Source organism: Streptomyces sp. TN58 (assembly GCF_001941845.1).
Taxonomy (GTDB): Bacteria; Actinomycetota; Actinomycetes; order Streptomycetales; family Streptomycetaceae; genus Streptomyces.
In genome coordinates this window covers 6,756,514-6,782,965 of the sequence record NZ_CP018870.1, presented here as the reverse complement: position 1 = coordinate 6,782,965, position 26,452 = coordinate 6,756,514, and the positions used below count along the sequence as shown (strand labels likewise).

Sequence of the window (26,452 nt, the reverse complement as noted above, 5' to 3'; positions counted from 1 at the left end):
CCTCCATTTGCGGCCGGAATGTCCCGTTCCGCTCCGTGCCGGCAAGGGGTGGTCCATATCTGTTACTCGATCTCGTGAAGAAGTCGCCACCATTTCGTGAATCAAGCTGCACGTCCGTCGCCAAAGGCACTCCCCCACCGGTGACGAGTGGTCAACGGGATTGGATGACCAGCCTGTTCGCGTGCTTTCATCTCTCGCGTCGCACCACCGGAAACCGGCAGCGGCGATGAATTCCTCCCCCCATTGAAAGGTGCGCTCCATGCGTAACGACATCGAGACCCGTGAGATCGACGACACCGAGCTGGACGCCGTCTCCGGCGGTGTCATCAGTGTGTCCGGCGGCCTGGCCGGCGCCGTGACCAGCGATGTCACCAGCATCGTGGGTGTCGTGGGCTCCCTCGACACCGTCCAGGCCGCGACGGGCATCGTCTCCCACGTCCCCGGGCTCGTCACGGGCATCACCGGCGTCTCGGTGAACGCCGGCCGCGCCGGTCTCTGACCGGGAAAACCCGGTGAGCCCCGGAGCTTCCCCCACGGCTCCGGGGCTCACGGCTGTCCCCGCGCCCCACCGATTCGAATGCAGTCGAAGGAAACAAGTCCGTGCAGTTTCGCCAAAAGGCTCTTTCCAAGCTGCAATCGCCCGAAGAACTCGACCTGCCCGTCCGCTTCGCGCGCCCGCAGGGGCGGCTCGTCCTCGCCGTGACGGTCGTCGTGATGGCGGCCGCGGGCTACTGGGCCTGCACGGGCACCGTGTCGTCCAAGCTGAGCGCGCCCGGCATCCTCACCCGGGCCGAGGGCAGCTACGTACTGCAGACGCCGGTCGCCGGGCAGGTGACGGGCGTCCTCGCCGAGGAGGGCCAGATGCTGGCCGCCGGCACCCCCCTGCTCAACGTCCGTACGGAGCAGGGAGAACGGCCGGTGCGCGTGGTGACCGCGGGACGGCTGACCACGCTGGTGGCGAAGGTCGGCTCGGTCGTCGCCACGGGTGCGGACGTGGCCACCCTGGAGCGTGCGCAGGGTCCGCAGGACCCGCTGGTGGCGGTGTTGTACGTGCCGGGCGGCAGCGGCGCGGCGGTTCCCGTGGGCGCCGCCGTCGACCTGAGCGTCCAGTCCGTCCCGCGGCAGCGGTTCGGCATGCTCCGCGGACGCGTCGCCGCCGTCGGCCGCGCACCCCTCACCCGGGGGCAGATCGCCGGCTTCCTCGCCGACGGCAACCTCGCCGAGCAGTTCTCCCGTAACGGCAGTCCGGTGGCCGTGGTCGTGCGCCTCGAACGCTCCTCCTCCACCGCGTCCGGCTACCGGTGGTCCTCCGCGGACGGGCCCCCGTACGCCGTCGACTCGCGGACGCCCGTCACCGGCGCGGTGCACCTGGCCGCGCAGCGTCCCGTCGACTGGCTGCTGCCATGACCGCGCCGCACGCCGCGGCCCGGGCGCGTGCTCCGCACCTCCCGCCCGCCGGACGCAGGCGCCACCGCCCCGAACCCAAGCGCGGCGCCCGCCGCGGACCCGCCCGCACTCCCTCCCCCAGGGGACGTACCCCCCGTCCCGTGCGCACCCCCACCGTGCTGCAGATGGAGGCCGTGGAGTGCGGCGCCGCCGCACTGGCCATGGTCCTCGGCCACCACGGCCGCTTCGTCCCCCTCGAAGAACTGCGCATCGCCTGCGGGGTCTCCCGCGACGGCTCCCGCGCCGGCAACCTCCTCAGGGCCGCCCGCGGGTACGGGCTGAAGGCCAAGGGGATGCAGATGGACCTGTCCGCGCTCGCCGAGGTGCGCGGCCCGGCCGTCCTGTTCTGGGAGTTCAACCACTACGTCGTCTACGAGGGCACGGCCCGGCGGTTCGGACGCCGGGGCGTGTACGTCAACGACCCGGGCAAGGGCCGTCGCTTCGTCCCCATGGACGAGTTCGACTCCAGCTTCACCGGAGTCGTCCTCACCTTCGAGCCCGGTGACGGCTTCCGCCGGGGCGGCCGCAGGCCGGGAGCCCTGGGCGGCATGCCGGCCCGTCTGCGGGGCACTTCGGGCACCATGGCCGCCGCCGTGGTGTGCAGCCTCCTGCTGGTGGCGGTCGGCGCGTCGGTGCCGGCCCTGAGCCGCACTTACATCGACATGTTCCTGATCGGGCAGCAGACGTCCCTGCTGGGTGTGCTGTTCGCCGCGATGGCCGTCGCCCTCGTACTCACCGCGACCCTCACCGCGCTGCTCCAGGCCAATCTGCTGCGCGGGCGCGTCATCTCCTCGACCCTGGGCAGCGCCCGCTTCTTCCGCCACCTGCTCAGACTTCCCGTCGCCTTCTACTCCCAGCGCAACCCCGCCGATCTGGTCCAGCGCCTGCAGTCCAACGACACGGTCGCCGAGACCCTCGCCCGTGACCTGTCCGCCGCGGCCGTGGACACGGTCGTGGTCGTGCTCTACGCGGTGCTGCTGTGGACGTACGATCCGCAGCTCACGCTCGTCGGAGTGGCCGTGGCGCTGCTCAACCTGGCCGCCCTGCGGATCGCCATCCGCGTACGGGCCACCGGTACGCGCAAGCTGCGTGCCGAGAGCGCCCGGCTGACCAACACCTCGTACGGCGGCCTCCAGCTCATCGAGACGATGAAGGCGACCGGCGGCGAGAACGGCTACTTCCGCCGCTGGGCGGGACAGCACGCGGTCACCCTCGACGTCCAGCAGCGGCTCGGCGTGCCGGGCGCGTGGCTGGCGGTCGTCGCGCCCACGCTGGCGGCGTTCAACAGCGCGCTGATCCTGACGATCGGCGGCCTGCGGGCGGTGGAGGGCCATCTCACGGTGGGGCTGCTCGTCGCCTTCCAGGCCCTGGTGACCAGCTTCACCGCGCCGATCGCCCGGCTGGGCGGAGTCGCCGGCCGGATCCAGGACTTCGCGGCCGACGTCGCCCGCCTGGGGGACGTCGAGAACTTCCCCGTCGACCCGGTCCACGCCCGGCGCGAGCCCGCCGCCTCCACCCGCCGCCTGAAGGGGCATGTGGAGCTGGACGGCGTCACCTTCGGCTACAGCCCGCTGGACGCGCCGCTGTTGGAGGGGTTCTCCCTGTCGGTCGGACCCGGGCAGCAGGTCGCGCTCGTCGGCGGCTCCGGCAGCGGCAAGTCCACCGTCTCCCGGCTGATTTCCGGCCTGCACACCCCCTGGGCGGGTGCCGTCCGCATCGACGGGATGCGGCTGGAGGACATCCCGCGCGGTGCGCTCGCCGCGTCGGTCTCCTTCGTCGACCAGGACGTCTTCCTCTTCGAAGGCACCGTCCGCGACAACGTCGCGCTGTGGGACCCCACCATCGCGGACGAGGCCGTCGTCGCCGCCCTGGAGGACGCCGCCGTCTACGAGGTGGTGGCCCGCCGCCCCGGCGGCATCCACAGCCGCGTGGAGCAGGACGGCCGCAACTTCTCCGGCGGCCAGCGCCAGCGCCTGGAGATCGCCCGGGCGCTGGTGCGGCGCCCCAGCGTGCTGGTGCTCGACGAGGTGACCAGCGCCCTGGACGCGGTGACCGAGCAGGTCGTCATCGACAACCTGCGCCGCCGCGGCTGTGCCTGCGTGGTCATCGCCCACCGGCTGAGCACGGTGCGCGACAGCGACGAGATCGTCGTGCTCGACCGGGGCACGGTCGTGGAACGCGGCCGGCACGAGCAACTGGTCGCCGCGCGGGGCGCGTACGCCTCACTGGTCAGGGAGCACTGAGGTGACGTACCCGCACTCCGCCGACGGCTCCCCCGCCACCGCCGCGGCCGACCCGGTCGTCGCCGCCCTGGGCGCCCTGGGGACACCCGTCGACTGCACGGGTGTGCGCAGCCTGTCCCTGGAGGGTCCGCTCGTGCTGTGGCTGGTCGTCGAGGGCGGGTTGGACCTGTTCGCCGTGGACGCCGCGCAGGCCGGGCACTGGCACTTCCTGGGCCGGCTGGAGCCGGGCGCGCTGCTGCTCGGGCCTGCCGAAGGCCCCGCGCACACCCTCGCCGGGCGGCCCGTCCCGGGATGCCGGCTGCGCCGCATCGAGCTGCGCGAGCTGTACCGCACCGACTATCCGCAGAACGGGGACTACAGCGCCGGGGACTACGGTGCCGGGGAGTACGGCGGGGCAGAGTACGGTGCCGGGGAGTACGGCGCCGCCCCCGCCGGTCGGCCCAGCCCGCTGGAGGACGCCTTCGCACGCGGCATCGGCCGCGGTCTGCGCGTGCTCTACGAGGCACCGCTGGAGGATGCCGCCCGCGCCGGCCACGGCGGCGCCGACGACGACATCCTGTGGATGCGGATCGCCCCCGGCAGCGTCCGGTACGGCGCCCTGTACGAGGCGGAGGCGGTCGGCACCCTCCTTGTCGACGCGGCGATGTGGCAGGGCATGGTCGACCAGCAGTACCGGCTGCTGTACGCCCTGGACGGCTGGATCGAACAGCTGGAGCGCGCGCACGAGGACCGTACGGCCGCCGGGATCGCGGCGGGCCGCGAGGCCCGCACCGATGCGGACCGGACCCTGCTCGCGTCCATCGCCCGTTCCCGCAGGGAGCCTTACCGGGGCGCGAGCGTCGACGCGGCCTTCGCCGCGTGCCGCGTCGTCGCCGACGCGGCCGGCATCACCCTCACCCCGCCGGCCGGGGCCGGCGCCGCGGCGGAGCAGCTGGACCCCGTCGAACGCATCGCGCTCGCCTCGCGGATCCGCATCCGCCCGGTCCGGCTCGGCGGGCGCTGGTGGCGGGAGAACAGCGGGCCGCTGGTGGGGCGGCGTGCGAAGGACGGCACGCCCGTCGCGCTGCTGTGGCGGCGCGGCCGCTACGAGGCGGTCGACCCCGCCGGCGGCCGGCGCGAGCGGATCGGGAAGGCCGGCGCGGCCGCCTTCGAACCGCGCGCCGTCATGCTGTACCGCCCCCTGCCCGACGGGCCGGTGGGCCTGCCCGCCCTGCTCCGCTTCGGCGTTCGGGGCACCCTCCCCGAGCTGCGCCGGCTGCTGCTGGGCGGACTGGTCTCGGTGGTCCTGGCCGCGCTGGTGCCGATCGCCACGGGACAGGTCCTCGGGCGGTACGTCCCGCAGGCCGAGAACGGCCTCATCGTGCAGACCGGGCTGGCGCTGGTCGCGGCCGGCGTCGTCGCGGCGGTCTTCATGCTGCTGCAGAACACCTCCCTCCTGCGCATGGAGGGCCGTATCGAGGCGACCTTGCAGCCGGCGGTGTGGGACCGGCTGCTGCGGCTGCCGGCCACCTTCTTCGCGGGCCGCTCCACCGGCGAACTGGCCGGTGCTGCGATGGGTGTCAGCGCCGTCCGGCGCGTCCTGTCCGGCATCGGCCCGGTGTGCGTACAGGCGTGCACGGTCGGAGTGGTGAGCCTGGTGCTGCTGTTCGTCCACAGCGTGCCGCTGGCGATGGCGGCGCTGGCCGTGCCGGCCGTCTTCGCGGGGGTCTTCCTGTTCCTGGGGCTGTGGCAGCTGCGCTACGAGCGCCGGTTGAACAGGCTCGGCCACCGGCTGGCCAACCAGGCCTTCCAGACGCTGCGCGGCCTGCCCAAGCTCCGCGTGGCGGCGGCCGAGAGCTTCGCGTACGCGGCCTGGGCGCGGGAGTTCGCCCGGACCCGCGACCTCCACCAGCGCATCGGCCGGATACAGAACATCAGCACGGTCCTCGGAGCCGTCCAACTGCCGCTGTGCACGATGGCGGTGTTCGTGCTGCTGGCGGGGCCGGCCCGCGGCTCCCTGTCCGCCGGCGAGTTCCTCACCTTCAGCACCGCGCTGACGATGCTGCTGTCGTCCGTGACACAGCTGACCGGGGCACTCGTCTCGGCCGCGTCGGTGCTGCCGATGTTCGAGCAGATCGCGCCGGTCCTGCGGGAGACCCCTGAGGTGGCCCGCTCCAGTACCGCACCCGGAGAGCTGACGGGCGTCCTCGAAGCGAGGAACCTGTCCTACCGTTATGCGGACGACGGCCCGCTCGTACTCGACGACGTCAGCCTGCGCATCGCACCGGGCGAGTTCGTCGCGATCGTCGGAGCCAGCGGCTGCGGCAAGTCGACGCTGCTGCGGCTGCTCATCGGCTTCGACGAGCCCGCCTCGGGCAGCGTGCTCTACGACGGCCAGGACCTGGCGGCGCTCGACCGGGCGGCCGTGCGCCGCCAGTGCGGAGTGGTCCTGCAGAACGCCCAGCCCCTGTCCGGCTCACTCCTCGACTGCATCCGCGGCGCCGGGTCGTTCACTCTCGAAGAGGTGTGGGAGGCCGCGGCACTGGCGGGCCTCGCGGAGGACGTCAAGGCCATGCCGATGGGCATGCACACCGTCCTGTCCGACGGCGGGGGCACCGTCTCGGGCGGCCAGCGGCAACGGCTGATGATCGCCCAGGCCCTCATCCGCAAGCCGCGCGTCCTGTTCCTCGACGAGGCCACCAGCGCACTGGACAACGAGGCCCAGCGCGTGGTCATCGAGTCCACGCGTGCCCTGCGGACCACCCGCGTCGTGATCGCCCACCGCCTGTCCACGATCATGGATGCCGACCGCGTCATCGCCATGGCGGACGGCCGGATCGTCCAGCAGGGCCCACCGGCCGATCTCCTCGCCGACCCCGACGGCCTCTTCCACAGCCTGGTCCGCCGCCAGCTCCACTGACGGCGGGACTACTGCGGGGCCACCCGGCAGGCGCCGACCGCGGTGCCGTTCGTGACGCCGCTCGCGGTGAGGCCCGACACGCACTGCTCGACGTCGCCGGTGAGGCCGACGTAGCAGGCCATGCGGACGGAGTCCGGGGCCTCGCCGCCCTGGAGTTCGCGTTCGACCTGGTCGACGCAGGCGGTCACGTCCGCGGGGGCGGCGAAGGCCGCGCCGCCGCCCAGGGCGAGGGCCAGGCCGGTGAGGACACCGGCGACGCGGGTCGACGTGCGCGTGCCTGAGCGGGGGCGCGTGCCTGTGCGGTGGCGCGTTGCTGTGCGGTGGGTGGTACGGGGTGTCGTGCGCAAGGGGATGCACCTGCTCTCGCTGTGCGGTCACCCGACCGGAGGCGCGGACACGCCTGAGAGCCGACGCGGCGTCATGGCCGTGCGTGCCGATCCCGGTCGCCTTGACCACCGTACGGCGGGCAGCGCCCCCTCACGAGCCGGCGGCCGGTGGGGCCACGCGGACGGCATGTATTTTCGGTGGGTACGAACGGGTGATGATCATCCTGATGTCGCTCGTGTGCCGGCAGGAGGGCGCCATGAGGTACGACCTGTCCGACCGCCTGGTGATCGGGATCGCCTCCAGCGCCCTGTTCGACCTGGCCGACTGCGACGCGGTGTTCCGGGAGCAGGGCGAGGACGCCTACCGGGCCCACCAGGAGGCCCACGCGGACGACGTCCTGGCCAAGGGTGTGGCCTTCCCCTTCGTCCGGCGCCTGCTGTCGTTGAACGACCTCGCCCCGGACCCGTCCGACCCGCTGGTCGAGGTCATCATCCTCTCCCGCAACGACCCGGACAGCGGTCTGCGGGTCATGCGCTCCATCGCCGCGCACGGCCTGCCCATCAGCCGGGCCGTCTTCCGCCAGGGCCGGTCGGCACACCGGTTCATGCGGGCCCTGAACATGTCCCTGTTCCTGTCGGCGGACGGGAGCGACGTGCGCCAGGCGGTGGCCGACGGACTGCCCGCGGGGCATGTGCTGCAGACGGCCCGGGTCGACGACGAGGGCGACCAGGAACTCCGTATCGCCTTCGACTTCGACGGCGTGCTGGCGGGCGACGCCTCCGAGCGGATCTTCCAGGACGCCGGCATCGACGGCTTCCGCGCGCACGAGGTCCTCAACGCCACGACCCCGCACGACCCGGGCCCCCTGAGCGAGTTCCTCGCCGGGATCAACCGCATCCAGCGCCGCGAGGAGGAGAGACGCCGCGCGGACCCCGGCTACCGGCTGCGGCTGCGGGTGTCCCTGGTCACCGCCCGGGACGCGCCCGCGCACGAACGCGCCGTCAGGAGCCTCAAGCGGTGGGGGCTGCGGGTCAACGACGCGTTCTTCCTCGGCGGCATCGACAAGGCGGCTGTGATGAGCGTCCTCGATCCGCACATCTTCTTCGACGACCAGGTCTCCCACCTGAACGGCACCGCCCCCGCCACCCCGAGCGTCCACGTACCGTTCGGCGTCGTCAACACCCCTCCGGGGCCGGGGCCCGGGTGACCGGTTCGACGTAAGGACTTCGTCATCGGCCCGGGCATGGCATCAGGGCCGGCCGCCGCGTTGAATGGCGTGAGCGGTCCGGTGAGCGGACCGGTGGACGAAGTGGGGCAGGCAAGTGGTGGATGTGAAGCGGCGCGGCCGGGTGTGGGCCGGAGCGCTGGTCGCGGCTGCGGTGGTACTGGGCGTCGGCTCGTACTGGTTCCAGCCGTGGAAGCTGTGGCAGGACGAGACCGTCCGCGAGGCACTGCCGACGGCGGCCGCGCCCCAGCGCCCCACGGGATCCCCGGACCCCGCGGGCTCGGCGAACGCTTCGGGCACGTCGGGCTCCTCTGGCGCCGCCGCCGGCGCGTCGGGCCCGCAGGTCCTCGCGCAGGGCAGCCTGATCAGCCACGAGCACGCCACCACCGGCACGGCGAAGCTGATCCGCCTGCCCGACGGGTCCCACACCCTCCGGCTGGAAGGACTCGACACCAGCAACGGCCCGGACCTGCGTGTCTGGCTGACCGATGCGCCGGTGAAGGAGGGCGTCGCCGGCTGGCGCGTCTTCGACGACGGGAAGTACGTGAGCCTGGGCAAGCTCAAGGGCAACAAGGGCGACCAGAACTACGAGATCCCGGCCGACGTGAAGCCGGCCGACTACACCAGCGTCACCATCTGGTGCGACCGCTTCGACGTCTCCTTCGGCGCGGCGGCCCTGACCGCGGCCTGACCGCGGCCTGACCGCGGCCTGACTCCGCCTGATCCTGACCCGCGACGGGCCCGCGCCCGCTCGGCCGTCACGAAACGGTCATCATCCGGTCCCATTCCGACACTAATGGTCGGGAAGCATTCCGCTGGAGAACGCCAGTCCAGCAGGGGGACCCTCCGATGCTCCGTTCCCGACGAGCCGCAGCCAGGGCGCCGCTCGCGTGACCCACCGCAAACCGAAGCCCCGGCCCCTGTCCCGCCGTACCGCGATGGTCTGCATCAGCAGCGGACTCGTCGCCACCGCCTTCGGCGTAGTGGACCGGGGCGAGGACCCCTCGCCCGTCCGCCTCGCCGAACCGCAGGACGAGGGCAGGGCGGAGCCACCCGCAGCGGCGCCTCCCGAGCCCGGGCGACAGGCGTGGATGCCGGACGCCACCCGCAAGCCCCTTTCGGTGAACTTCACCCCCGGCGGGCTCCGTGAGATGCGCGGCCTGGTCCTGCACGTGCAGGAGGGCGAGAACTCCCTCCACTCCCACTTCAGCGACCCCTCCGTGCAGTCCTCCGCGCACTTCTGGGTCTCGCAGTCCGGCGAGATCGAGCAGTACGTCTCCGCGCACGACCGGGCCTGGGCGCAGGGCACCGGCAACCCGTCGTGGCTCTCGGTGGAGACCTCCGGTTTCGCGAACCGGCCGCTCACCGCACAGCAGGTGGACTCCGTCGCCCGGATCTACGCCTGGGGCATGGCCCAGCACGGCTGGCCGCTGGAGCCCGCCACGACTCCCCTCGGCCGTGGGCTGGGCGTCCACCGCATGGGCGGCCGGGCCTGGGGCGGCCACTCCTGCCCGGGCCCCCTCCGCTCCGCCCAGACGGGCGAGATCCTCACAGCGGCCCGCACGAGGTACCCCCGGTAGGCCGGACGCCTTCGCCGGTGTGCGGGCCGCCGGTCAGGCGGTGGCGCGGCGTCTGCCGCGGGGGCGGCGGGGGTAGGGGAAGAGGCGGGGCGGGCGTTTGGCCGCCACGTCCTCGACCCAGCCGAAGGCCAGGACCAGCAGCGCGAGCAGCGGGATCGCCACCAGGAGGGTGAACCACTGGCTGGCCAGCAGCCACCTGAGGTTGTCGTAGAAGAAGGGGACGCTCCAGAGCGGGTCGATCAGCGGCACGGCCGCCACCAGCGCGACCTGGTGCCAGAGGTAGAAGCTGACGGCTCGTGCGTTGAGCAGGCCGACCAGGCCGTTCCAGCGCTCCAGCGGCCTGGGCCACCGCTCCCAGGACGGGCTGACGTGGAGCAGGATGGCGACGAAGCCGAAGGACCACAGGGCCTGGGCGATCGGCCAGGCCTCGATGTCGGTCGCCACGGTCGGGTCGACCGGGCGGGTCTGCAGGTACCAGAAGCCCGCCACCATGATCAGCGGCGCGACGGACGGCAGCACGTACTGCGGGATCTTCCTGAGCAGCCCCTCCTGGTGGGCCATGCCGAGGATCCAGCAGGCGCCGAAGGTGGCGAAGTCGTTGGCGTTCTCCCAGACCCTGCTGTAGACGAACTCCTGGTCCGCGAAGACCGTGTTCATGACGATCACCATCGCGAGCGGGGCCGACAGCGTCACCACCGGAAGGCGTCGCAGTGCCCGCAGCAGCAGCGGCGTGAGCAGGACGTACCAGAGGTACGCGCGGAGGTACCAGAGCGGGACGGTGATCTGCAGGGCCCAGGTCGCCTCGACGTGCTGGAAGCCGGCCAGCCCCTCCCCGTACGGCGGGGTGCTCAGCGGCAGGATCCAGAAGGCCAGCTTGGACCACCACCACGTGGGGTGGCCGTCGGACTGCGGGCCCCAGCCGTCGAGTATCTGGAGGGCGACCAGGATGGCGCCGAACAGCCACACCGGCGGCAGCAGCCGGCGCAGTCGGCCGCGGATCACACCGAGGGCGGGACGGCTGAGCGAGCGGGCCATCAGAGACCCGGCCAGGGCGAACATCACGCCCATCGACGGGAAGACGAGCGGCAGCCAGAACCAGCCGAAGTTGTGGTAAAGCACCACGCGGCCCAGCGCCAGCGCGCGCAGCAGGTCGAAGTAGCGGTCCCGGCCGGCCTTGCGTGCGGCAGGTGCCGGTTCCTGCCCGTGCGGCGCCTGCGTCTGCGGCTCCGGCTCCGGGCCCCACTCGGGCGCCCGCGACGGTTCGGCTCGCAGTGCGGCCGGAACGCGCAGCTGCACGGTGTCCCGGGTGCGCCCCAGGTCGAAGGATGCGGTCACCGTCGGGCCTCCACCGGCGCGGCGACCTCGCCGGTGCGCCTCAGTTTCTGCCAGCGCAGCCGGCCACCGGTCATCGCCGTGATCGCGGACTGCAGCAGGACGATGTACATCAGCTGCCGGTAGACCAGCTGCTGGATCGGCAGGCTGATCAGGTGCCAGGGCTTCTCCCCGTCGAGCCGGAAGGCGTACCAGGACAGCCCGGCCTGGAGCAGGATGAAGCCGCCCCAGCTGGTGAGGGTGATCGGGGCGTCCCCGAACAGCACGCCGTACAGCAGGAACAGGTCGACCAGCGGCGCCAGCAGCGGGGCGACCACGCCGAAGAGCACGACGAGCGGCAGTCCGAGGCGGCCGAAGCGCCCGGCCGGGCCGCGGGAGGTCACGGCGCCGCGGTGCTTCCACATCGCCTGCATGCTGCCGTAGCTCCAGCGGTACCGCTGGGACCAGAGCTGCTGGAGGCTGGCGGGTGCCTCGGTCCAGGCGCGCGCGTGTTCGGCGTAGACGATCCGCCAGCCGTCGCAGAGCACCGCGATGGTGATGTCGGTGTCCTCGGCGAGGGTGTCGTCGCTCATTCCGCCGACCCGCCGCAGGGCTTCCTTGCGGAAGGCGCCGACGGCGCCGGGGATGGTCGGGATGACGCCCAGCATGTCGTACATCCGGCGGTCCAGGTTGTGGCCGAGGACGTACTCGATGTGCTGCCAGGCCCCGATCAGGCTCTCGCGGTTGCCGACCTTGGCGTTGCCGGCGACCGCGCCGATCGCCGGATCGCCGAACGGCTGGACCAGTTCGCGGACGGTGGACGGCTCGAAGACGGTGTCCCCGTCCATCATCACGACGATGTCGTACGAGGCGGCCGCGATGCCGGTGTTGAGCGCGCTGGACTTGCCGCCGTTGGCCTGGCGGATCAGCCGGACGTACGGGAGGGCCAGCTCCTCCACGATGTCCGCGGTGCCGTCCGTGGAGCCGTCGTCGATGACGATGACCTCGATGGGATGGTCACTGGCGGCGAGTGAGTGGAGGGTGTTGGCTATGCACTCGCGTTCGTTGTAGGCCGGTACGAGGACGGTGACCGGCTCGGTGACGGGCGCGCCCCAGGCGTCCCGCCGTTTGGAGCGGCGGGCGTGGATCGGCGCGAGGACGAGCATCAGCGCGAACCGCCCGAAGTTGAGGAAGCCGACGAGAGCCAGCAGCCCGACCAGCACCGGCAGGGTGAGCACGGCGGCCTGGGTGGCCCAGATGAACCCCTTGCCCGCCCACAGCTGGAACCCGTGCACCGGCACGGTCGCGCTGGAGGCGCCGAGCGCGTCGGAGATGGTGGTGAAGCGGTAGCCCTGCGCCTGCAGCCGGTCGATGATCTGTTCGAGCGCGGCGACGGTCTGGGTACGGTCGCCGCCCGCGTCGTGCAGCAGGATGAGCGCGCCCGCACCGGGTTTGGCCGGCATCGCCGCCTTGACGATCCGGTCCACGCCGGGGCGCCGCCAGTCGTCGGTGTCGCGGTCGATGAACGCGGTGAGGTAGCCGCGCGCCCCCACGTACTTGATGACCGGGTAGTTCCAGTCGTCCATCGCGGTGGCGTCGGAGGAGTACGGCGGGCGGAACAGCGCGCTGTGGACGCCGGCCACCCCGGCCAGCGCCAGCTGCGTCTGCGCCAGCTCCCAGCTGGTGCGGGCGTGGGACTGGTACACCAGGTCGGGGTGGGTGAAGGTGTGCACGCCGAGTTCGTGGCCGCCCGCGACGATCTGCCGGATCAGCTCCGGGTGGCGGGTGGTCATGGCGCCGGTGACGAAGAAGTCCGCCCGGACGTTCCGGGACGCGAGCACCTTGAGGATCTTCGGAGTCCACTCCGGCGAGGGGCCGTCGTCGAAGCTCAGGACCGCGGTGCGGTCGGGGACGTGATAGCTCACCGGGTGCTCGTTCCTGGCACCCCGTGCGTCGATGATCGGACCGCCCTTGAGCAGGTTGGCCGGCACGGTTCCCTTGTCGACCGAGATCGCGATCCGGGAGTCGTGGAACGCCTCGTTGGTGGCGAGGCCGCGCAGGACGAGCAGGGCGAGCAGACAGGCGAGCAGGGACAGCGGCATGAAGAAGCGCAGGGGCGGCGCGGCCAGTCGGCGCGGCCTCAGCGGGGACTGCCGGCGGCGCTGGTGGCGGGACAATGACGCTCCTGGTGAGGGTGGTGCGGGTGATCAGGGTTGCTTGGCCGGCCGGTCCGAGGGCTTCGCCCCGCGCTGCGCGGTGTTCGCGGTGTTCGCGGGTTTCGGCGCGGTGCCGGCCGTCCTCGTCGGGGCGGTCGCGGTTCTCGGCGGGGTGCCCGAGGACTTGGCGGCCGGGGTTGCCTTCCTACCGGGAGCGGCGGACCGCGCGACCGCCCGTGGTGAGGACGCCGGGGCCTGCGGGGACGCCTGGGCCGGCGAGGGCGACGGCACGGGCGGGCGGGAGGGCTGGGCGGGTATCCCCATCGCCGGGGCGTCCGCCTGTACGCCGATCAGGCTGCTGCCCATGGCGACCGCGAGGATCGCGCCGATCACGGAGACCGGCCAGCCGACACCGCGCAGCAGCCGGCCGCGCAGCCCCGACTGGTCGACGAAGACCGGTGCGGGGAGGGGGTCCTCGAAGCCGGACTCGGTCGTGCCGGGCTCTGCCGGGGGTACCGATCCGCGCTGGACGGACGTCGTGGCTGGGCGCACCTTGCGAGGCCTTTCATTGCAGGGTACGTAGACCGCGGGATCGCAGGGCGAACGCTAGTGCACCAGCTGAGGGCGAGTTGGGGTCGATATCGGTATATCGCCCGATCTGTTCGAGGGTCGTGACCAGATCGAAACGGAATTTGTCATACCGCTTAGTAGCGGCTGCCCGCCCGCTGCCGGGTACCGGCCAGGGCGTGCACGGGCCGCCTGCGGGGGCCGTCCGGGGGCCGTCCGACGGCCACCGGTGGGTCACCGGGGAGGCCGGAACGCGTCTTAGGATGACGCCTCGCCGGTACGCCCGGCGGACGATCCCCCATGCAGAGGGCGTGTCCAGGTACCGCCTCTACGCCCCAAGGAGCCCGTGTGAGCCAGCCCCGCCGCACCCCTCGTCGCCGCGTGTGGACCGCGCTCACGCTGCCCGCCGTCCTGTGCGTGCTCGCCGCGTGTTCCGGCGGGCCCGGCGAGGACGCCGCCGCGCCTGCCCCCAGCGTCTCGCCGAGCCCGTCCGGTCCGCCGGGAACCCTGTTCGACAGCTTCCACTACAGCGGCCCGGACGACCCCGCGCTCGCGGCCCACGGCTGGGAGGTGCGTACCGGCGGGGGCGGCCCGGGGATCAAGGACAGCTGGTCCGCCGACGGCGCCGGCTTCCCCTCCGACGCGACCGCACAGGGCGGCCGGGTGCTGCGGCTGCAGTCCTCCACCGACGGCACCATGCAGGGCACCAGGCAGGTCGAGGTGCAGGGCACCGGCAAGAACCTCTTCACGGGAACCTATGCCGCTCGGGTCCACTTCAGCGACAGGCCCACGAGCGGCCGCAACGGCGACCACGTCGTCCAGACCTTCTTCCCGATATCCCCCTCGGACGACTCGGCCGAATACAGCGAGCTCGACTTCGAGTACCTGCCGAACGGCGGCTGGGGGACGGCGGGTCCGCGACTCGACAACGTCAGCTGGTACAAGGCCGATCCGCCGGACCGGGTCAACCACACGCTCAAGCAGCGCCTTGAGGGGTGGCACACCCTGATGATCACCGCCATGGACGGAAAGGTGAGCTACTCCCTTGACGGCAAGGAGGTGTTCAGCAGCTCCGGCAAGTACGTCCCGCGCGAGAAGATGGACGTCCACTTCAGCAACTGGTTCATCGACACTCCCGCCGCCGGCGGTCCCCGCACCTGGGAGATGAAGGTCAACTGGGTCTACTACAAGGCGGACGAGGCCGTCTCCCCGGCGGATGTCCAGAAGACGGTGGACGGCTTCTACAGCGCGGGAACCGACTACGTCAACACCGTGCCGAAGGCCTGAGCACGGCAGGGCAGGGCACAGGAGTTCACCCGGGCCGGACGCGGACGCCCGGTCCGGAAAAACTGCTCCTCCCCTGACAGTTGCGGATCACGGCGGGCGTCGTCGGGCGATGATGGGCCGGGTTCGAAGGACGCCCGTGCGGGGACGCGCTCGTGTCCGCAGCTCCCCTGCCCAGAGAGGGTTCCGCCACGATGCACGCCTCGCGCCACCACCTCGCGTACGACGTTGTCCCGCTCCGTCAGCTCCCGCTGCGCCGCCTCGGGCTCGCCGCGGTCGGCTCGGTGCTGCTGCTGGGCATCGCGGCCGGCCCGGCGGCCGCCCACGCCGGGGTCTCCGCCTCCGACCCGCGCGCCCTCGCCGAGAACGTCACTCTGTCCTTCACCTCCGAGGCCGAGTCGGACACCGCGGGCATCACCGGGCTGCGCGTCGTCCTCCCCCAGGGCATCGCTCCCGACGCCGTGGCCCTCGTGGAGGCGCCCGAGGGCTGGAACCTGACCGCCACCCCCGACGGGTACAACGTCGGGGGTGCGGCGCTGGCGACCGGTACCGACGCCGAGTACAGCATCAGGGTGCGCCAACTGCCCGACGCGCAGTCCCTGGCCTTCAAGACGCTGGAGTCGTACGGCGACGGCACGGTCTCGCGGTGGATCGAAGTGCCGACGGACGGCCGGAAGGTGGACAACCCGGCCCCGCTGCTGAAGCTGCAGCCGGCGGCGCCCGGCGCGAAGCCGTTGGCCGCGAGCCCGTCTGCCCCGGAGGTGGCGTCCAGCGCTCCGAGTGCTCCGGCCGCCCAGCCGTCGTCCCCGGCCGCGTCGGCGCCGCGGCCGACCCCGGACGTGCGGCAGGCGAACGCGGCGGAATCGGGTGGCGGCACCGGCGTCTTCGCGGCCGTGGTCGCGGCCGTCGTCGCGCTCGGCGGTGCGGGCGCCGTCTGGTGGGCGCGCCGCGGCCGGCCGTCCTGACACCGGGAGCCGGGGCGGGTGTTCGGGACGCGTGCCCCGAACACCCGCCCCGGCGCTGTCCCGTCGACGGTACCGGTCCTCGGGTGGCCTACGCCGCGGGCCGCCTCGTCAGCGGCGCGATGTCGACCTTGCCGCGTACCGTCACCTGGTCGATCTCGGTCGTACGCACCGTGATGTCAAGGGTCCACTCGCCGGGCATGGGCAGTTGCAGGTCGTAGGCGGCCCAGAACCCCTTCTGGTTCTTGAGTTGGGCGTCGATCGGGCCGATTCCCAGGGCCTCCTGGGTGAGGGTCAGGCGCAGTTCGGGAACGGTGGCGATACCGCCGTCGGCGGTGAACACCACGGCCTCGACGGTGTTCTCCCCGACGCGGCCCGGTGCCAGGGTGACCTGTACGGTGCCCTGGTGGCCCGCCGTTCCCATGTCGAAGGGCACGGTCGCCACCTTGGCCTGCGGCTCCTGCGCCGCCGCTGCCGCTGCCGCCGCGCTCTCGCCCGCGGCACGGCTGGGCTGGGTGCCGGTGAGCAGGGTGGACAACGCCAGGACCACGACGCCGAGCACCGCCTCGACGGCGACCATACGGCGCAGTCGGCGCTGCTCGACGTGCCCCTCGCCGTGGCGCTCGCCATCCTGCTCACCGTCCCGCTCGCCGTGCTGTCGCGCGTCGGCCCCGGGCGGCGGGGGTCCGGCCGCGCCGCCCGCATCGCCCGCCGCGTGGGCGGCCGGTGCCCCGACGGCCGCCTTCACCCTCTCGGGCCGTGGCACCGTCAGCGCCTCGGGCGTCTCGGCGTCCCGGGCGGCGGCGCCGTCGTGAACGAGGCGGGCGGTCCAGCGGCGAGAGAACGACGCCGCCAACAGGACGACGATCACGACGGCGACCTTCACGAGCAGGGTCTTTCCGTACGACGTGCTGGTGAGCGCCGCCCAGGACCCCACCTGCCGCCAGGACTGGTACACCCCGGTGCCGACCAGCACGGCGACGGCGGCGAAGGCCAGCGTGGTGAAGCGGCCGACCGCGTGCGCCGAGACCGGGCTCCCTGCAGACCGGTCGCTTCGCAGGAAGGCCCCCAGGGTGATCAGGCCACCCAGCCAGACCCCCATGGCCAGCAGGTGCAGTACGGCGACGGGCATGGCCAGCGGCACCTGGATGCCGGCGGAGGCGTGCTCGGCGGCGGCCCAGGTGGAGGCCAGTCCCGCGGCGAGCGCCACCCCGGTCCAGCGGACACCCCTGCCGAGGTCCTGCGGCCCGGCCGCGCCGTCGGCGCCGTCGCGGCCGCGCGCCCGCACGGCGCACCACCGCAGCAGGACAGCGGCCGCGGCGAGCAGCACGAGCCGGACGACCAGGGCCGTCCCGGACCGTCCGACGACGGTTCGGCCGAGCTGGGACAGGTCGAGGACCGAGGTCAGGCGGCCGGCCGTCTCGTACGGGCCGCGCAGCAACAGCAGCGCCAGGGTGGCCACCGCCAGTACCGCCCATCCCCCCGCGAGCAGCCTTCGTACCGGCCGGACCTCGCCGGCACCGGGCAGGCACACGGCGACGAACGCGGCGGCGCCGACGAGGAGGGCGAGCCCGCCGTAGGCGAGGTAGCGGAAGAACCCGTACAGGCGGCCGACCGCCGAGTCGTCCAGGGAGCCGTCCGGCACCACGACGGCCGTCTCGGAGGGCTTGCCGACGGAGAAGACGAACGCGCCGGAGATGGGGTGGCCGTCGGCGGAGACCACCCGCCATGCCACCGTGTACGTGCCTTCGGACAGCTTGTCCGACAACCGCACCCGGGCGGTGTTGCCCTTGCCGTCCACGTGCTGCGCCGGGGCGGGGTTGACCCGCTGGTTCTCCGGCGACAGCACTCTCAGCGAGTCCTCGGAGAAGGTCACCGACTCGGTGAAGGTGAGCGTGACGTGCTGCGGCGCCTCCTTCACGATGCTGCCCTCGGCGGGGTCCGAGCCGCTGAGGCTCGCGTGCGCGAAGGCCGAGCCCGCCCCCGCGACGAGCAGGGCGCAGACGGCGGCGAGCAGCGCCAGTACGGTCAGCGAGATCCGGGCGGGACGCGGTACTGGGCGCATGGGCAGGCAGCCTCCGAGTTGCTTCAGCGGCCCCGCCTGCCCGGCGCTCGGCCGCCGCAGGGGCAGCGGCGGAGTCCACGCGGACGGGCGGTGCGCGCACGGAGATGTGGACGATAGCCGCGCCGGACCGCCCCCGGCGTTTGTTGCGCAGTTTCCGCTAAAGAGCGCCGGGGGCGGACAGGGCGCCGAGTGCTTCCCGGCGAACAAAACGGGTAAAGGGATGTAAAAGGGAGAATTTCTGCGCGTGGTCGCATTCGCCGGGAGGGCGGGAGGGAGGGCTGGGAGATGGAGCCGTGGCTGGTCTGGCTGATCACCGCTCTGGTCCTGGGGGCGGCGGAGATCGCCACCCTCACCGCGGCGCTCGGGCTGCTGGGCGGCGCGGCGCTGGTCACCGCCGCGTTCGCTGCCGTTGGCCTGCCCCTGCCACTGCAGTTCCTGGTGTTCGCGGTCGCCGCGACGGTGGGCCTGGTCTTCGTACGCCCTGTGGCCCTGCGCCGCCTGACCCCGCGGACCGAGGAGCGGTTCGGCGTCGACGCGCTGGTCGGCGCGGCCGCCTATGTGACGTCGGAGGTGTCGAAGCTGGGGGGCAGGGTCCGCATCGGCGGTGAGGAGTGGACGGCGCGCGCCTACGACGAGACGCAGGTGATCCCTCCCGGCGCGACCGTCGACGTCATCGAGATCAAGGGCACCACAGCGCTGGTCTACCCGCGGGAGTGATCCATGGAAGTGTCCGCGTTCCTCATCGTCGGCCTGCTCGTGGCGGCGCTGGCAGTGTTCACGGTCGTTCGGGCGGTACGCATCGTTCCGCAGGCCCGCGCGCGCAACGTCGAACGGCTGGGCCGCTACCACCGCACCCTCAAGCCGGGGCTCAACGTCGTCATCCCGTACATCGACCGCGTCCATCCGGTGATCGACCTGCGCGAGCAGGTCGTCTCCTTCAAACCGCAGCCGGTCATCACGGAGGACAACCTGGTCGTCGAGATCGACACCGTCCTGTACTTCCAGGTCACCGACCCGCGCGCGGCGGCCTACGAGATCGCCAACTTCCTGCAGGCGGTGGAGCAGCTGACCGTCACCACCCTGCGCAACGTCGTCGGATCCATGGACCTGGAGAAGACACTGACCTCGCGCGACACCATCAACAACCAGCTCCGCGGTGTGCTCGACGAGGCCACCGGCAAGTGGGGGCTCAGGGTCAACCGGGTGGAGATCAAGGCGATCGACCCGCCGCAGTCCATCAAGGACGCGATGGAGAAGCAGATGCGGGCGGAGCGTGACAAGCGGGCCGCCATTCTCGGGGCCGAGGGACAGCGCCAGTCGCAGATCCTCACCGCGGAGGGCGACAAGCAGTCCGCCGTCCTGCGCGCCGAAGGCAACAGGACGGCGGAGATCCTGCGGGCCGAGGGCCAGTCACGGGCCATCGACGAGGTCTTCCAGGCCGTGCACCGCAACGACCCCGACCCCAAGCTGCTGGCCTACCAGTACCTCCAGATGCTGCCCCAGCTGGCCCAGGGGCCGGGCAACACGTTCTGGGTGATACCCGGCGAGGTCACCTCCGCCCTCCAGAACGTCACACGTGCCTTCAGCCAGGCCCTCCCCCAGTCCGCGGCCACCCGCGAGGCGTCCTCCGACGACCTGGCCGTGCAGGCCGCGAACGACGCGGCGAAAGCGGCGGAGGCCGCCGCCGAGGCCCTCGCCGACGCGGCGGAAGCCGACAGCGAGGCCACCGGCGCGCTCGCGGCGCGGGGCGAGTCCGCGGAGCGCGGCACCGATGCGACGCCGGACCCCGGGTCCTGGGAGGCGCCCGGGTCTCGCTGACCGCATTCCGGCGATGGCGGGAGCACACCTGCGCCGCCGCGCGCGTCACGCTGTCGGCGGCACCTGCAATCCCTTGCAGTTCCCGCGCTCCACCTGGTCCTTGGCGAACGCCGTCACGTACTCGGCCAGCAGCACCCGCTGTTCCTGACGCTCGGCCTCCGTCGCAGGCCCGGACCTGTCCGGCCCCGCCCGGTGGTGGTAGTCCTCTGCCCAGTGAGCCGCGAACCCGACGTTTTCGCCGCCGCATTCGGCGACCGCCCACGCCCGGTGCTCGCTGAGGGCGGGCTTGCGGGACGCGCCGGGGCCCAAGGGCAGCGGGGCGGGACCCGATCCCATCTCCCTCATGTCGCCGGCCCATTCGCCACGCCAGCTGGTGAGTTCGACGAGCGGCCTGCCCCGCTCCGCGCTTGCGGTCCCCGCGCCGTAGAGGGTGCAGCGTCCGACGACCCCGCCGTCGGCGACGGCGACCCGCACCTGCCCGTCCGCCCCCTCTTCCGGGACGCGCGCGGCGGCCAGGGCGTTGCACGCGGTGCCCTTCGCCTGCGCACGGGGCACGTACATGCCCCGGTCCGGTACCGCGCCCTCGTCGGGCGCGGGCAGCGGTTCACCGCCGCAGCCGAGCTTCTTGGTCATCTCGTTCGTCATCCGCACCGCCAGCCGCAGCATGGCCGCCTTCTCCGCGGGACTGTGGGCGAAGTACGTCCAGCTACCCACCAGGAGCCGGTGGTGCTTCCCGTAGGGCTCCTTGGCGCGGCCGGGGCATTCGGGCATGAGGTAGACGAGGCTGTTGGCGTCCTCGAAGCCGGGGAGCCCACCCGGGAGGACCGCGTACGGCGGACTCGAACTGCCGATGGACCGCATCTGGCGGTCCCGGTCGGCGCCTCCCAGGTAGGTGTCCACGGCGACGACGACCTGGCCCCTGTCGCTCTCCAACACGCACCGGTAGCGGCCCCGTTCCTCGTCGAAGGACTCCTCCTCCGCCCCGAGCCGGACACCCGACCGCACCGCCTCCAGATCAGCGCCGGGCAGCACGCCCCCGCACGCCTCGCGCGCCAGCCACCAGTCCTTCACCGGTGCCCGGACCGCGAACCCGACGACGGTCACCACGGCCAGCGCGCACACCGACGCCCACAGCCACCTGCGGTGCCTCCGCGCCCAGTTCTCCACCGTTCCTCCGCTCCCCCGCTGACCCGTAAGGCACTTCACGCCGGTGCCTGTTTGAACATCATTCTCACCGGTGCAGGCGCGCACCGGGTCGGCGCCCCTGCGCAGCGGCCTTCCGTTAGCACGTACGGTGCGGTGTGCCGCGACCACGCGCAGGGGGAGACGGGCTGTCGTTTCACCTGCCCAGGCACGGCTCGTTGCGAAGGGGAAGAAACAGGCATGACGACGTGGGGACTCATTCTGGAGACCACGGTGGGTTTCGGAGAGCGCAAGCACACCGAGGCCTACGTGGTGGCACACGTGGAGGGTTCGCGGGAGGCGGCTCTGGCGGAGTTGGAGAGGCGGGCGCGGGCGTACAGTCCGGAGCATCCCAGGAGCCCCAGGCGCCGCCGTCTCTTCCGTAGCGGTGACGGATTCCTGCTGGTGATCGACGGCGCGTGGCAGTCCCACGCGACGCGCTTCGCCGTCGCCGAGCTCATGGACGACACCGACCGCCCCGCGCCGTCGGAAGCGGACGGCGAGGTGGCTCCGGCCCGGCAGGAGCCGGCGGCCCCGGCCTCCGCCACCGTGGCCGCAGACGCAGACGTGGAGGTGGCCGTGGACGTGGACGTTGAGGTGGCCGTGGACGTGGACGTCGAGGTGGACCGCGACGAGGACGGCATACCGGTGAAGCCCGCGTGGCTGGGCCGGGCCGACCTGGCGTGACCCTGGCGAGCGCCGCCGACCGCCGGCGTCTCCGTCGTCACCCCGTCCTCACCCTTCGGGGGAAGCCTGGACGAGGAGGAGGGCGATGTCGTCGTGGCGGGGCGCGGATCCGGTGGCGTACGCGATGAGGGCGTCGGCCACGTCGTTCATCGTGCTGCCTTCGGCGCCGGCGAGGCGGCGGCTGAGTTGGCGGGCCAGTTCGGCTGTGGTGTCCTCGATGTCCCTGCCGGGTACTTCGACGAGTCCGTCGGTGTAGAGGGCGAGCATGCTGCCGGGACTCAGCTGGATCTCGGTGGTCGGACAGTCGGCGTCGGCGTCGATGCCGAGCAGCAGACCCGGTGGCACGTCGAGGATTTCGGTGCGTCCGTCGGGGTGGCACAGGATGGGCGGGGGGTGTCCGGCGTTGGCGAGGCGCGCGCGGTGCCGTACGAGGTCGATCTGGGCGATCAGGCAGCTGGTGAACAGCCCGGGGTCGAGGTCGACCAGGAGGCGGTTGGTGCGCGCGAGTACTTCGCTGGGGGGCGTGCCGACGGTGGCGTGGGCGTGGACGGCGGTGCGGACCTGTCCCATGAGGGCGGCGGCGGTGATGCTGTGGCCTTGGACGTCGCCGATCGCGACGGTCACCGTGGTGTCGTCGTGGCGGATGAGGTCGTAGAAGTCTCCGCCGATGTCCATGCCGCGGCCGGCGGGCAGGTAGCGCACGGCCACGTCGATGCCTTCGACGCGGGGCAGGGTGTGCGGCAGAAGGACCGACTGCAGGGTGTGGGCCAGGTCGTGTTTCGTGTCGTACAGGCGGGCGCGGTCCAGTGCCTGGGCGACGAGGCCCGCCAGTGAGCTCAGCACGGCGCGTTCGGCGGGTGGGAAGGGGTTGAGACGGGCGTAGGCGAGCACGAGGGAGCCGACGACGCGGTCGGAGGCGATCAGGGGCAGGAAGGCCCAGGAGGCCATGTCGTCGAGGTGGACCGCGGCGGGGTACTCGCGTTGCAGCTCGGCGAAGGTGGGGAAGAAGCCGGCCCTGCCGGTGCTCACGACCCGCGCGGTCGGGGTGTGGGCGGTCAGTGGAAGGCCGTCGAGCCGGTCCGTCAGGTCGGCGGCGTGTCCGCGGTGACCGAGGTGGCGGAGCCTGCCGTCCTCGGCTGTCAGTACGGCCAGGGCCTGGGGGCCGAAGGCGGGCACGATCTGGTCGGCGACGAGATCGACGACCTCCTGGACTCCGGCGGCTTCGGTCAGGGCGGCCGCGAGGTGCATCAGGTGGTAGAGCGCCGTCACCCCGGCCGGCTCCGCGGCGGGTACCGGATCGCGTCGTGGGTGGTGCCCTTCCGGGCCTGCGGCGGGGGTGATGTGGACGCTGATGCCGGAGTCGTCGGGGTGGAGCCGGAACGTCAGCCACCTGTCCGGCGGGCGCAGGGCGGTGAAGGACGCGGGCTGGCGGCTGACCACCGCCGCCCGGTACTGGTCCTCGAACACGGGCTCGCGCATCCACGGGAGCACCTCCCAGGGCCGGGCCCCGCGAAGGGCCGCGACGCCGGCGCCCACGAGGTCGGCGGCGGCGGAGTTGATGAACGTGATGCGGCCGTCGAGGTTCATGGCGCAGCAGCCCAGGGGCAGGCGTTCGGCGAAGCCGGCCGCGGCCAGTGCCTCGTCCGGTTCGGGGACTCGGGAGGCGGGCGGGGGCAGCACACGGGGCGGGTCCGCCGGCAGCAGGAGGTGGCCGTTGTCGCCGGCCTGCCGCAGCAGCCCGCACGCTGTACGGCCGAAGGCGTCGATCGCCTCGCGTTCGGCGGGGCTCAGGTCGGGCGGGCGGAGGACGGGCCAGAGCAGCACGAGGCCGCCCGGGGCGTCGGTGCCGTCGGTGATCGGGGCCGCGGCGAGCATGAAGTCGTAGGGAAGCACGAGGCCGAGCCTGGGATAGCGTCGCGCGACGTCCTCCCGGCCGCCCAGCCAGACCAGGCGCCGTTCCCGTACGGCGTCCGCCACCGGGATGGGCGCGCCGAGGTCGATCCGCGCCCACGGAGCGGTGATGTGCCTCGGGGCTCCCGAGACGACCGCCAGGTGCAGGACCCGCTCACCCGGCGGAAGGAGGTAGACGAGTGCCACGGAAGCTCCGGTGGCCCGGACCGTTTCGGCGACGGCGGCGTCGAGCTGCCGGGCGGCTTCACTGGCGGACGCGGCCGGCCGCATGCCCTCAGCACCACCCGCCGGCAGGGGTCGGGGCGGTTCGCGGGCCCATGGGGCGGCTGCGGGCCCACTGCCGCCGGGGCGCCCGGCGGCACGGCCGGCCGGCTGCCCGCCCGTGCTCCGCTCTTCGAGCGCCGCACCAGTCGTACCGGCCGTCACTCATAGGGCAACCATATGCCCGCCGTGCGGTGACGGCGCGGCCGGGCCGGACGCGCGGTCGGCAGCTGTGACCGGGAGCGTCGTGCCGGGTCTGCGGGGCGGAGGCACGCCCGGACTCGGGCTCGGGCTCGGGCTCGGGCTCGGGCTCGGGCTCAGGTGTGGAGGCGGCTGTTGCGGCCGTCCTGATCGCCGGCGCTCTCGTCGTTGAACCAGTAGTCCCCGGCGGCCAGGTAGCGGAAGGAATGGGTCGTCTCGCTGGGCAGCTCGACCGTGACGGCGCGCTTGCCGTCCTTGCGGGCCTTGAGCATGTGCACGCCGGGCTGCCAGCCGTTGAAGTCGCCCACCACGCTGACCGGCCCCGGCGGGTTGTCGACGGGAAGGACGAAGGTGACCTCGGTGTGGTCCTTGCGCAGCGTGCGCTCCAGCATGGGTGCTCCTGAGGGGCGGAGGCGGATGGGTGCGTCGCCCATCGTGGGCGGTGCGCGCACGCCCCGCACGCCGACCGGGCCGCCCGCGTGCAGGTGTCACTCGCCCACCACGCCAGGTGCCGCAAATGGCGCGAAACGTCATGCCGGATGCCATCCTGGCCGGTAGGACTCGGGGTCGTCCGCACCAGCGCCAGGGGCCGGTGACCGACACCCGTGCGCGCCTTGGTGTACACCGACGCAGACTCGCGGGAGAGAAGTGTGACCATCAAGGACATCGGGCCGGAACCGCAGAGTTTCGACCTTGAGAAGGCGACCCTCGCGAACCCGGACTACCGGGCCGTGGCCTGGTCCGGGAGGTATCTGCAGTTGACCCTCATGTCGATCCCGGTGGGTGAGGACATCGGCCTGGAGGCGCACCCGGAGACCGACCAGTTCCTACGCCTCGACGCAGGCCGGGGCCGCGTCCAGATGGGCCGCGCGAAGGACCGGCTCGACTTCGACCAGGTGGTCGAGGACGGCTGGGCGGTCCTGGTACCCGCCGGCACCTGGCACAACGTCACCAACATCGGCGACGAGCCCCTGCAGCTCTACGCCGTGTACGCGCCCGCCCATCACGCACCGGGCAGGATCCACGCGACGGCCGCCGACGCGGAGCGCGACGAGGACTCGGGCGGTGACGAGCCGGCGAGCTGGTCGGTCCAGCCGGCCGAGCAGCCCTCGGACGAGCACGCGTGACCAGCGGCGGCCGCCCCCGACGCTAGGGGGCGCAGGTGGGTGCCGGGTCCGCGCGGCCGGACCCCGGGATTCGCCGTACCGCAGAGGCGGGGGGATATGCGCAGATGATCCGGGTAGCCGGATCACGGACCGCCCCGTATCCGCCGCTCGGCGCCCTTCGCTCTTCGCCCTCCGCCCGACACCCGCTCCGGCCGTACCCCGAGGAGACCCCGATGCCCTCCCGCGACCAGGCCCGCCTCACCGATCCTGTGGGGCTGCACCCCCGTCCGCCGTTTCCCGAGCAGGATCAGGACCATCCCGGATCGACCGAGGCCATGGATCCCCGCCCGGATCACGGCGAGGACACCTATCAGGGGCATGGCCTGCTGGACGGCCGTAGGGCGCTGGTCACCGGAGGGGACTCCGGGATCGGCCGCGCCGTCTGCCTGGCCTTCGCCCGGGAGGGAGCCGACGTCGTCTTCACCCACCTGCCCGAGGAAGCCGCGGAGGCCGAGGAGACGGCCCGTCTGATCCGGAAGGCCGACCGCACAGCGGTGGCCGTCGCCTGCGACATCCGGGACGAGGGCGAGTGCACCGCCCTCGTCGACAGGACGGTGGGTGAGCTGGGCGGTATCGACCTGCTCGTCAACAACGCCGCCTACCAGATGGCCCAGCCGGACGGGATCGAGGCGATCACCACCGAGCAGTTCGACCGGGTGATGAAAACGAACCTGTACGGGATGTTCTGGCTCACCAAGGCCGCCCTCGCGCACATGCCGCGCGGCGCCTCCGTGATCAACACCGCCTCGGTGCAGGGCTACCAGCCCAGCCCGCACCTCCTCGACTACGCGATGACCAAATCCGCGATCATCTCCTTCACCCACAGCCTCGCCCAGATGCTCGCCGAGCGCGGCATCCGCGCCAACGCCGTCGCCCCCGGGCCGGTGTGGACCCCGCTGATCCCGGCGACGATGCCCGACCCGACCAAGTTCGGCGAGCAGTCACCGCTGGGCCGGCCCGCGCAGCCGGCGGAAATGGCACCCGCGTACGTCTTCCTCGCCTCCGACCAGGCTTCGTACATCACCGGCGAGATCGTCAACGCCACCGGCGGAACACCGCTGCCGTAAGGCCCGAGCAGGCTCCGCGGCTGACGTCGGCCCCGTCGCCCGGGCGGGTGAGACGCCACGGACGCCCGGGCGCCCCGGGGGCCGGCGGGGAACC

The 26,452-nt window shown here is 72.7% G+C and carries 22 protein-coding genes; 14 read left to right on the top strand and 8 right to left on the bottom strand.

Annotated features, from left to right (window positions below):
• Window positions 1–259 precede the first annotated feature (259 nt).
• The 4 genes from BSL84_RS30690 (at window position 260) to BSL84_RS30675 (ending at window position 6,588) form a co-directional block, all read left to right on the top strand.
• Complete coding sequence (locus BSL84_RS30690; RefSeq protein WP_030037367.1) at window positions 260–499, top strand: hypothetical protein; 240 nt, start codon at window positions 260–262, stop codon at window positions 497–499.
• Between the two features lie 101 nt (window positions 500–600).
• On the top strand, window positions 601–1,407 hold the full coding sequence (locus BSL84_RS30685) for an HlyD family efflux transporter periplasmic adaptor subunit (protein ID WP_075971684.1): 807 nt from the start codon (window positions 601–603) through the stop codon (window positions 1,405–1,407).
• Window positions 1,404–3,689 carry an NHLP family bacteriocin export ABC transporter peptidase/permease/ATPase subunit gene (locus BSL84_RS30680; protein WP_199838769.1) on the top strand — a complete coding sequence of 762 codons (2,286 nt, stop codon included), beginning with the start codon at window positions 1,404–1,406 and terminating at the stop codon, window positions 3,687–3,689. Before BSL84_RS30685 ends, BSL84_RS30680 begins: the two co-directional genes overlap by 4 nt.
• A 1-nt stretch (window position 3,690) precedes the next feature.
• Window positions 3,691–6,588: an NHLP bacteriocin export ABC transporter permease/ATPase subunit gene (locus BSL84_RS30675; protein WP_075971682.1), complete on the top strand. Its 2,898-nt coding sequence runs from the start codon at window positions 3,691–3,693 to the stop codon at window positions 6,586–6,588.
• Between the two features lie 8 nt (window positions 6,589–6,596).
• On the opposite strand, the gene BSL84_RS30670 is transcribed toward BSL84_RS30675, so the two are convergent.
• The gene (locus BSL84_RS30670; protein WP_234363570.1) at window positions 6,597–6,935 is read right to left on the bottom strand and encodes a hypothetical protein; all 339 of its coding nucleotides are present in this window, start codon (window positions 6,933–6,935) and stop codon (window positions 6,597–6,599) included.
• 236 nt (window positions 6,936–7,171) lie between these two features.
• Here BSL84_RS30670 and BSL84_RS30665 point away from each other — a divergent pair, with 236 nt between their 5' ends.
• The 3 genes from BSL84_RS30665 to BSL84_RS30655 all read left to right on the top strand — a co-directional run bounded on the left by BSL84_RS30665 (window position 7,172) and on the right by BSL84_RS30655 (window position 9,720).
• Window positions 7,172–8,122 carry a 5'-nucleotidase gene (locus BSL84_RS30665; RefSeq protein WP_030027962.1) on the top strand — a complete coding sequence of 317 codons (951 nt, stop codon included), beginning with the start codon at window positions 7,172–7,174 and terminating at the stop codon, window positions 8,120–8,122.
• 115 nt (window positions 8,123–8,237) lie between these two features.
• Window positions 8,238–8,831: a DM13 domain-containing protein gene (locus tag BSL84_RS30660; RefSeq protein WP_045321110.1), complete on the top strand. Its 594-nt coding sequence runs from the start codon at window positions 8,238–8,240 to the stop codon at window positions 8,829–8,831.
• A 199-nt stretch (window positions 8,832–9,030) separates the two neighbouring features.
• A complete protein-coding gene (locus tag BSL84_RS30655) occupies window positions 9,031–9,720 on the top strand; it encodes an N-acetylmuramoyl-L-alanine amidase (protein WP_037661591.1) in 690 nt (229 codons plus the stop codon).
• 33 nt (window positions 9,721–9,753) lie between these two features.
• On the opposite strand, the gene BSL84_RS30650 is transcribed toward BSL84_RS30655, so the two are convergent.
• From BSL84_RS30650 to BSL84_RS30640, 3 genes are read right to left on the bottom strand one after another with little or no spacing between them, the layout of a single operon-like run.
• A complete protein-coding gene (locus BSL84_RS30650) occupies window positions 9,754–10,992 on the bottom strand; it encodes an acyltransferase family protein (RefSeq protein WP_075972322.1) in 1,239 nt (412 codons plus the stop codon).
• Window positions 10,993–11,051: 59 nt separating this feature from the next.
• Window positions 11,052–13,208: a bifunctional polysaccharide deacetylase/glycosyltransferase family 2 protein gene (locus tag BSL84_RS30645; RefSeq protein ID WP_030027967.1), complete on the bottom strand. Its 2,157-nt coding sequence runs from the start codon at window positions 13,206–13,208 to the stop codon at window positions 11,052–11,054.
• Window positions 13,209–13,238: 30 nt separating this feature from the next.
• Window positions 13,239–13,739, bottom strand: coding sequence for a hypothetical protein (locus BSL84_RS30640; protein WP_075971681.1), 501 nt, complete (start codon window positions 13,737–13,739; stop codon window positions 13,239–13,241).
• 363 nt (window positions 13,740–14,102) lie between these two features.
• Between BSL84_RS30640 and BSL84_RS30635 the strand changes: the two genes are divergently transcribed.
• On the top strand, window positions 14,103–15,041 hold the full coding sequence (locus BSL84_RS30635; RefSeq protein ID WP_159393593.1) for a glycoside hydrolase family 16 protein: 939 nt from the start codon (window positions 14,103–14,105) through the stop codon (window positions 15,039–15,041).
• A 152-nt stretch (window positions 15,042–15,193) separates the two neighbouring features.
• The gene (locus tag BSL84_RS30630) at window positions 15,194–16,003 is read left to right on the top strand and encodes a DUF1775 domain-containing protein (protein ID WP_234363568.1); all 810 of its coding nucleotides are present in this window, start codon (window positions 15,194–15,196) and stop codon (window positions 16,001–16,003) included.
• Between the two features lie 88 nt (window positions 16,004–16,091).
• Here BSL84_RS30630 and BSL84_RS30625 read toward each other — a convergent pair whose 3' ends face one another.
• Window positions 16,092–18,065, bottom strand: a complete 1,974-nt coding sequence (locus tag BSL84_RS30625) for a copper resistance CopC/CopD family protein (RefSeq protein WP_075971678.1) — start codon at window positions 18,063–18,065, stop codon at window positions 16,092–16,094.
• A 285-nt stretch (window positions 18,066–18,350) separates the two neighbouring features.
• Here BSL84_RS30625 and BSL84_RS30620 point away from each other — a divergent pair, with 285 nt between their 5' ends.
• Both BSL84_RS30620 and BSL84_RS30615 read left to right on the top strand, forming a co-directional pair.
• Entirely contained in the window at window positions 18,351–18,782 is a 432-nt protein-coding gene (locus tag BSL84_RS30620) for an NfeD family protein (protein ID WP_030032102.1), read from the top strand.
• A 3-nt stretch (window positions 18,783–18,785) separates the two neighbouring features.
• Window positions 18,786–19,883, top strand: coding sequence for an SPFH domain-containing protein (locus BSL84_RS30615; protein ID WP_079273356.1), 1,098 nt, complete (start codon window positions 18,786–18,788; stop codon window positions 19,881–19,883).
• 45 nt (window positions 19,884–19,928) lie between these two features.
• Here the strand turns inward: BSL84_RS30615 and BSL84_RS30610 are convergent, their stop codons facing one another.
• Complete coding sequence (locus tag BSL84_RS30610) at window positions 19,929–21,050, bottom strand: hypothetical protein (protein ID WP_075971677.1); 1,122 nt, start codon at window positions 21,048–21,050, stop codon at window positions 19,929–19,931.
• A gap of 216 nt (window positions 21,051–21,266) precedes the next feature.
• On the opposite strand from BSL84_RS30610, the gene BSL84_RS30605 reads away from it, so the two are divergent.
• Complete coding sequence (locus BSL84_RS30605; RefSeq protein ID WP_030030855.1) at window positions 21,267–21,752, top strand: hypothetical protein; 486 nt, start codon at window positions 21,267–21,269, stop codon at window positions 21,750–21,752.
• A 48-nt stretch (window positions 21,753–21,800) separates the two neighbouring features.
• Here the strand turns inward: BSL84_RS30605 and BSL84_RS30600 are convergent, their stop codons facing one another.
• Entirely contained in the window at window positions 21,801–23,933 is a 2,133-nt protein-coding gene (locus tag BSL84_RS30600; protein WP_075971676.1) for a SpoIIE family protein phosphatase, read from the bottom strand.
• Window positions 23,934–24,241: 308 nt separating this feature from the next.
• The gene (locus BSL84_RS30595) at window positions 24,242–24,517 is read right to left on the bottom strand and encodes an isoamylase early set domain-containing protein (protein ID WP_030037312.1); all 276 of its coding nucleotides are present in this window, start codon (window positions 24,515–24,517) and stop codon (window positions 24,242–24,244) included.
• A 258-nt stretch (window positions 24,518–24,775) separates the two neighbouring features.
• Between BSL84_RS30595 and BSL84_RS30590 the strand changes: the two genes are divergently transcribed.
• Both BSL84_RS30590 and BSL84_RS30585 read left to right on the top strand, forming a co-directional pair.
• Window positions 24,776–25,252: a cupin domain-containing protein gene (locus tag BSL84_RS30590; RefSeq protein WP_030037314.1), complete on the top strand. Its 477-nt coding sequence runs from the start codon at window positions 24,776–24,778 to the stop codon at window positions 25,250–25,252.
• A 212-nt stretch (window positions 25,253–25,464) separates the two neighbouring features.
• Window positions 25,465–26,358: an SDR family oxidoreductase gene (locus BSL84_RS30585; protein ID WP_045321116.1), complete on the top strand. Its 894-nt coding sequence runs from the start codon at window positions 25,465–25,467 to the stop codon at window positions 26,356–26,358.
• The last annotated feature ends 94 nt before the right edge of the window (window positions 26,359–26,452 follow it).

Coding starts and splice junctions, on each gene's coding strand:
- BSL84_RS30620 (WP_030032102.1), top strand. CDS start 18,351: ATGGAGCCGTGGCTGGTCTGGCTGATCACCGCTCTGGTCCTGGGGGCG.
- BSL84_RS30680 (WP_199838769.1), top strand. CDS start 1,404: ATGACCGCGCCGCACGCCGCGGCCCGGGCGCGTGCTCCGCACCTCCCG.
- BSL84_RS30665 (WP_030027962.1), top strand. CDS start 7,172: ATGAGGTACGACCTGTCCGACCGCCTGGTGATCGGGATCGCCTCCAGC.
- BSL84_RS30625 (WP_075971678.1), bottom strand. CDS start 18,065: ATGCGCCCAGTACCGCGTCCCGCCCGGATCTCGCTGACCGTACTGGCG.
- BSL84_RS30615 (WP_079273356.1), top strand. CDS start 18,786: ATGGAAGTGTCCGCGTTCCTCATCGTCGGCCTGCTCGTGGCGGCGCTG.
- BSL84_RS30600 (WP_075971676.1), bottom strand. CDS start 23,933: ATGCGGCCGGCCGCGTCCGCCAGTGAAGCCGCCCGGCAGCTCGACGCC.
- BSL84_RS30585 (WP_045321116.1), top strand. CDS start 25,465: ATGCCCTCCCGCGACCAGGCCCGCCTCACCGATCCTGTGGGGCTGCAC.
- BSL84_RS30595 (WP_030037312.1), bottom strand. CDS start 24,517: ATGCTGGAGCGCACGCTGCGCAAGGACCACACCGAGGTCACCTTCGTC.
- BSL84_RS30690 (WP_030037367.1), top strand. CDS start 260: ATGCGTAACGACATCGAGACCCGTGAGATCGACGACACCGAGCTGGAC.
- BSL84_RS30605 (WP_030030855.1), top strand. CDS start 21,267: ATGACGACGTGGGGACTCATTCTGGAGACCACGGTGGGTTTCGGAGAG.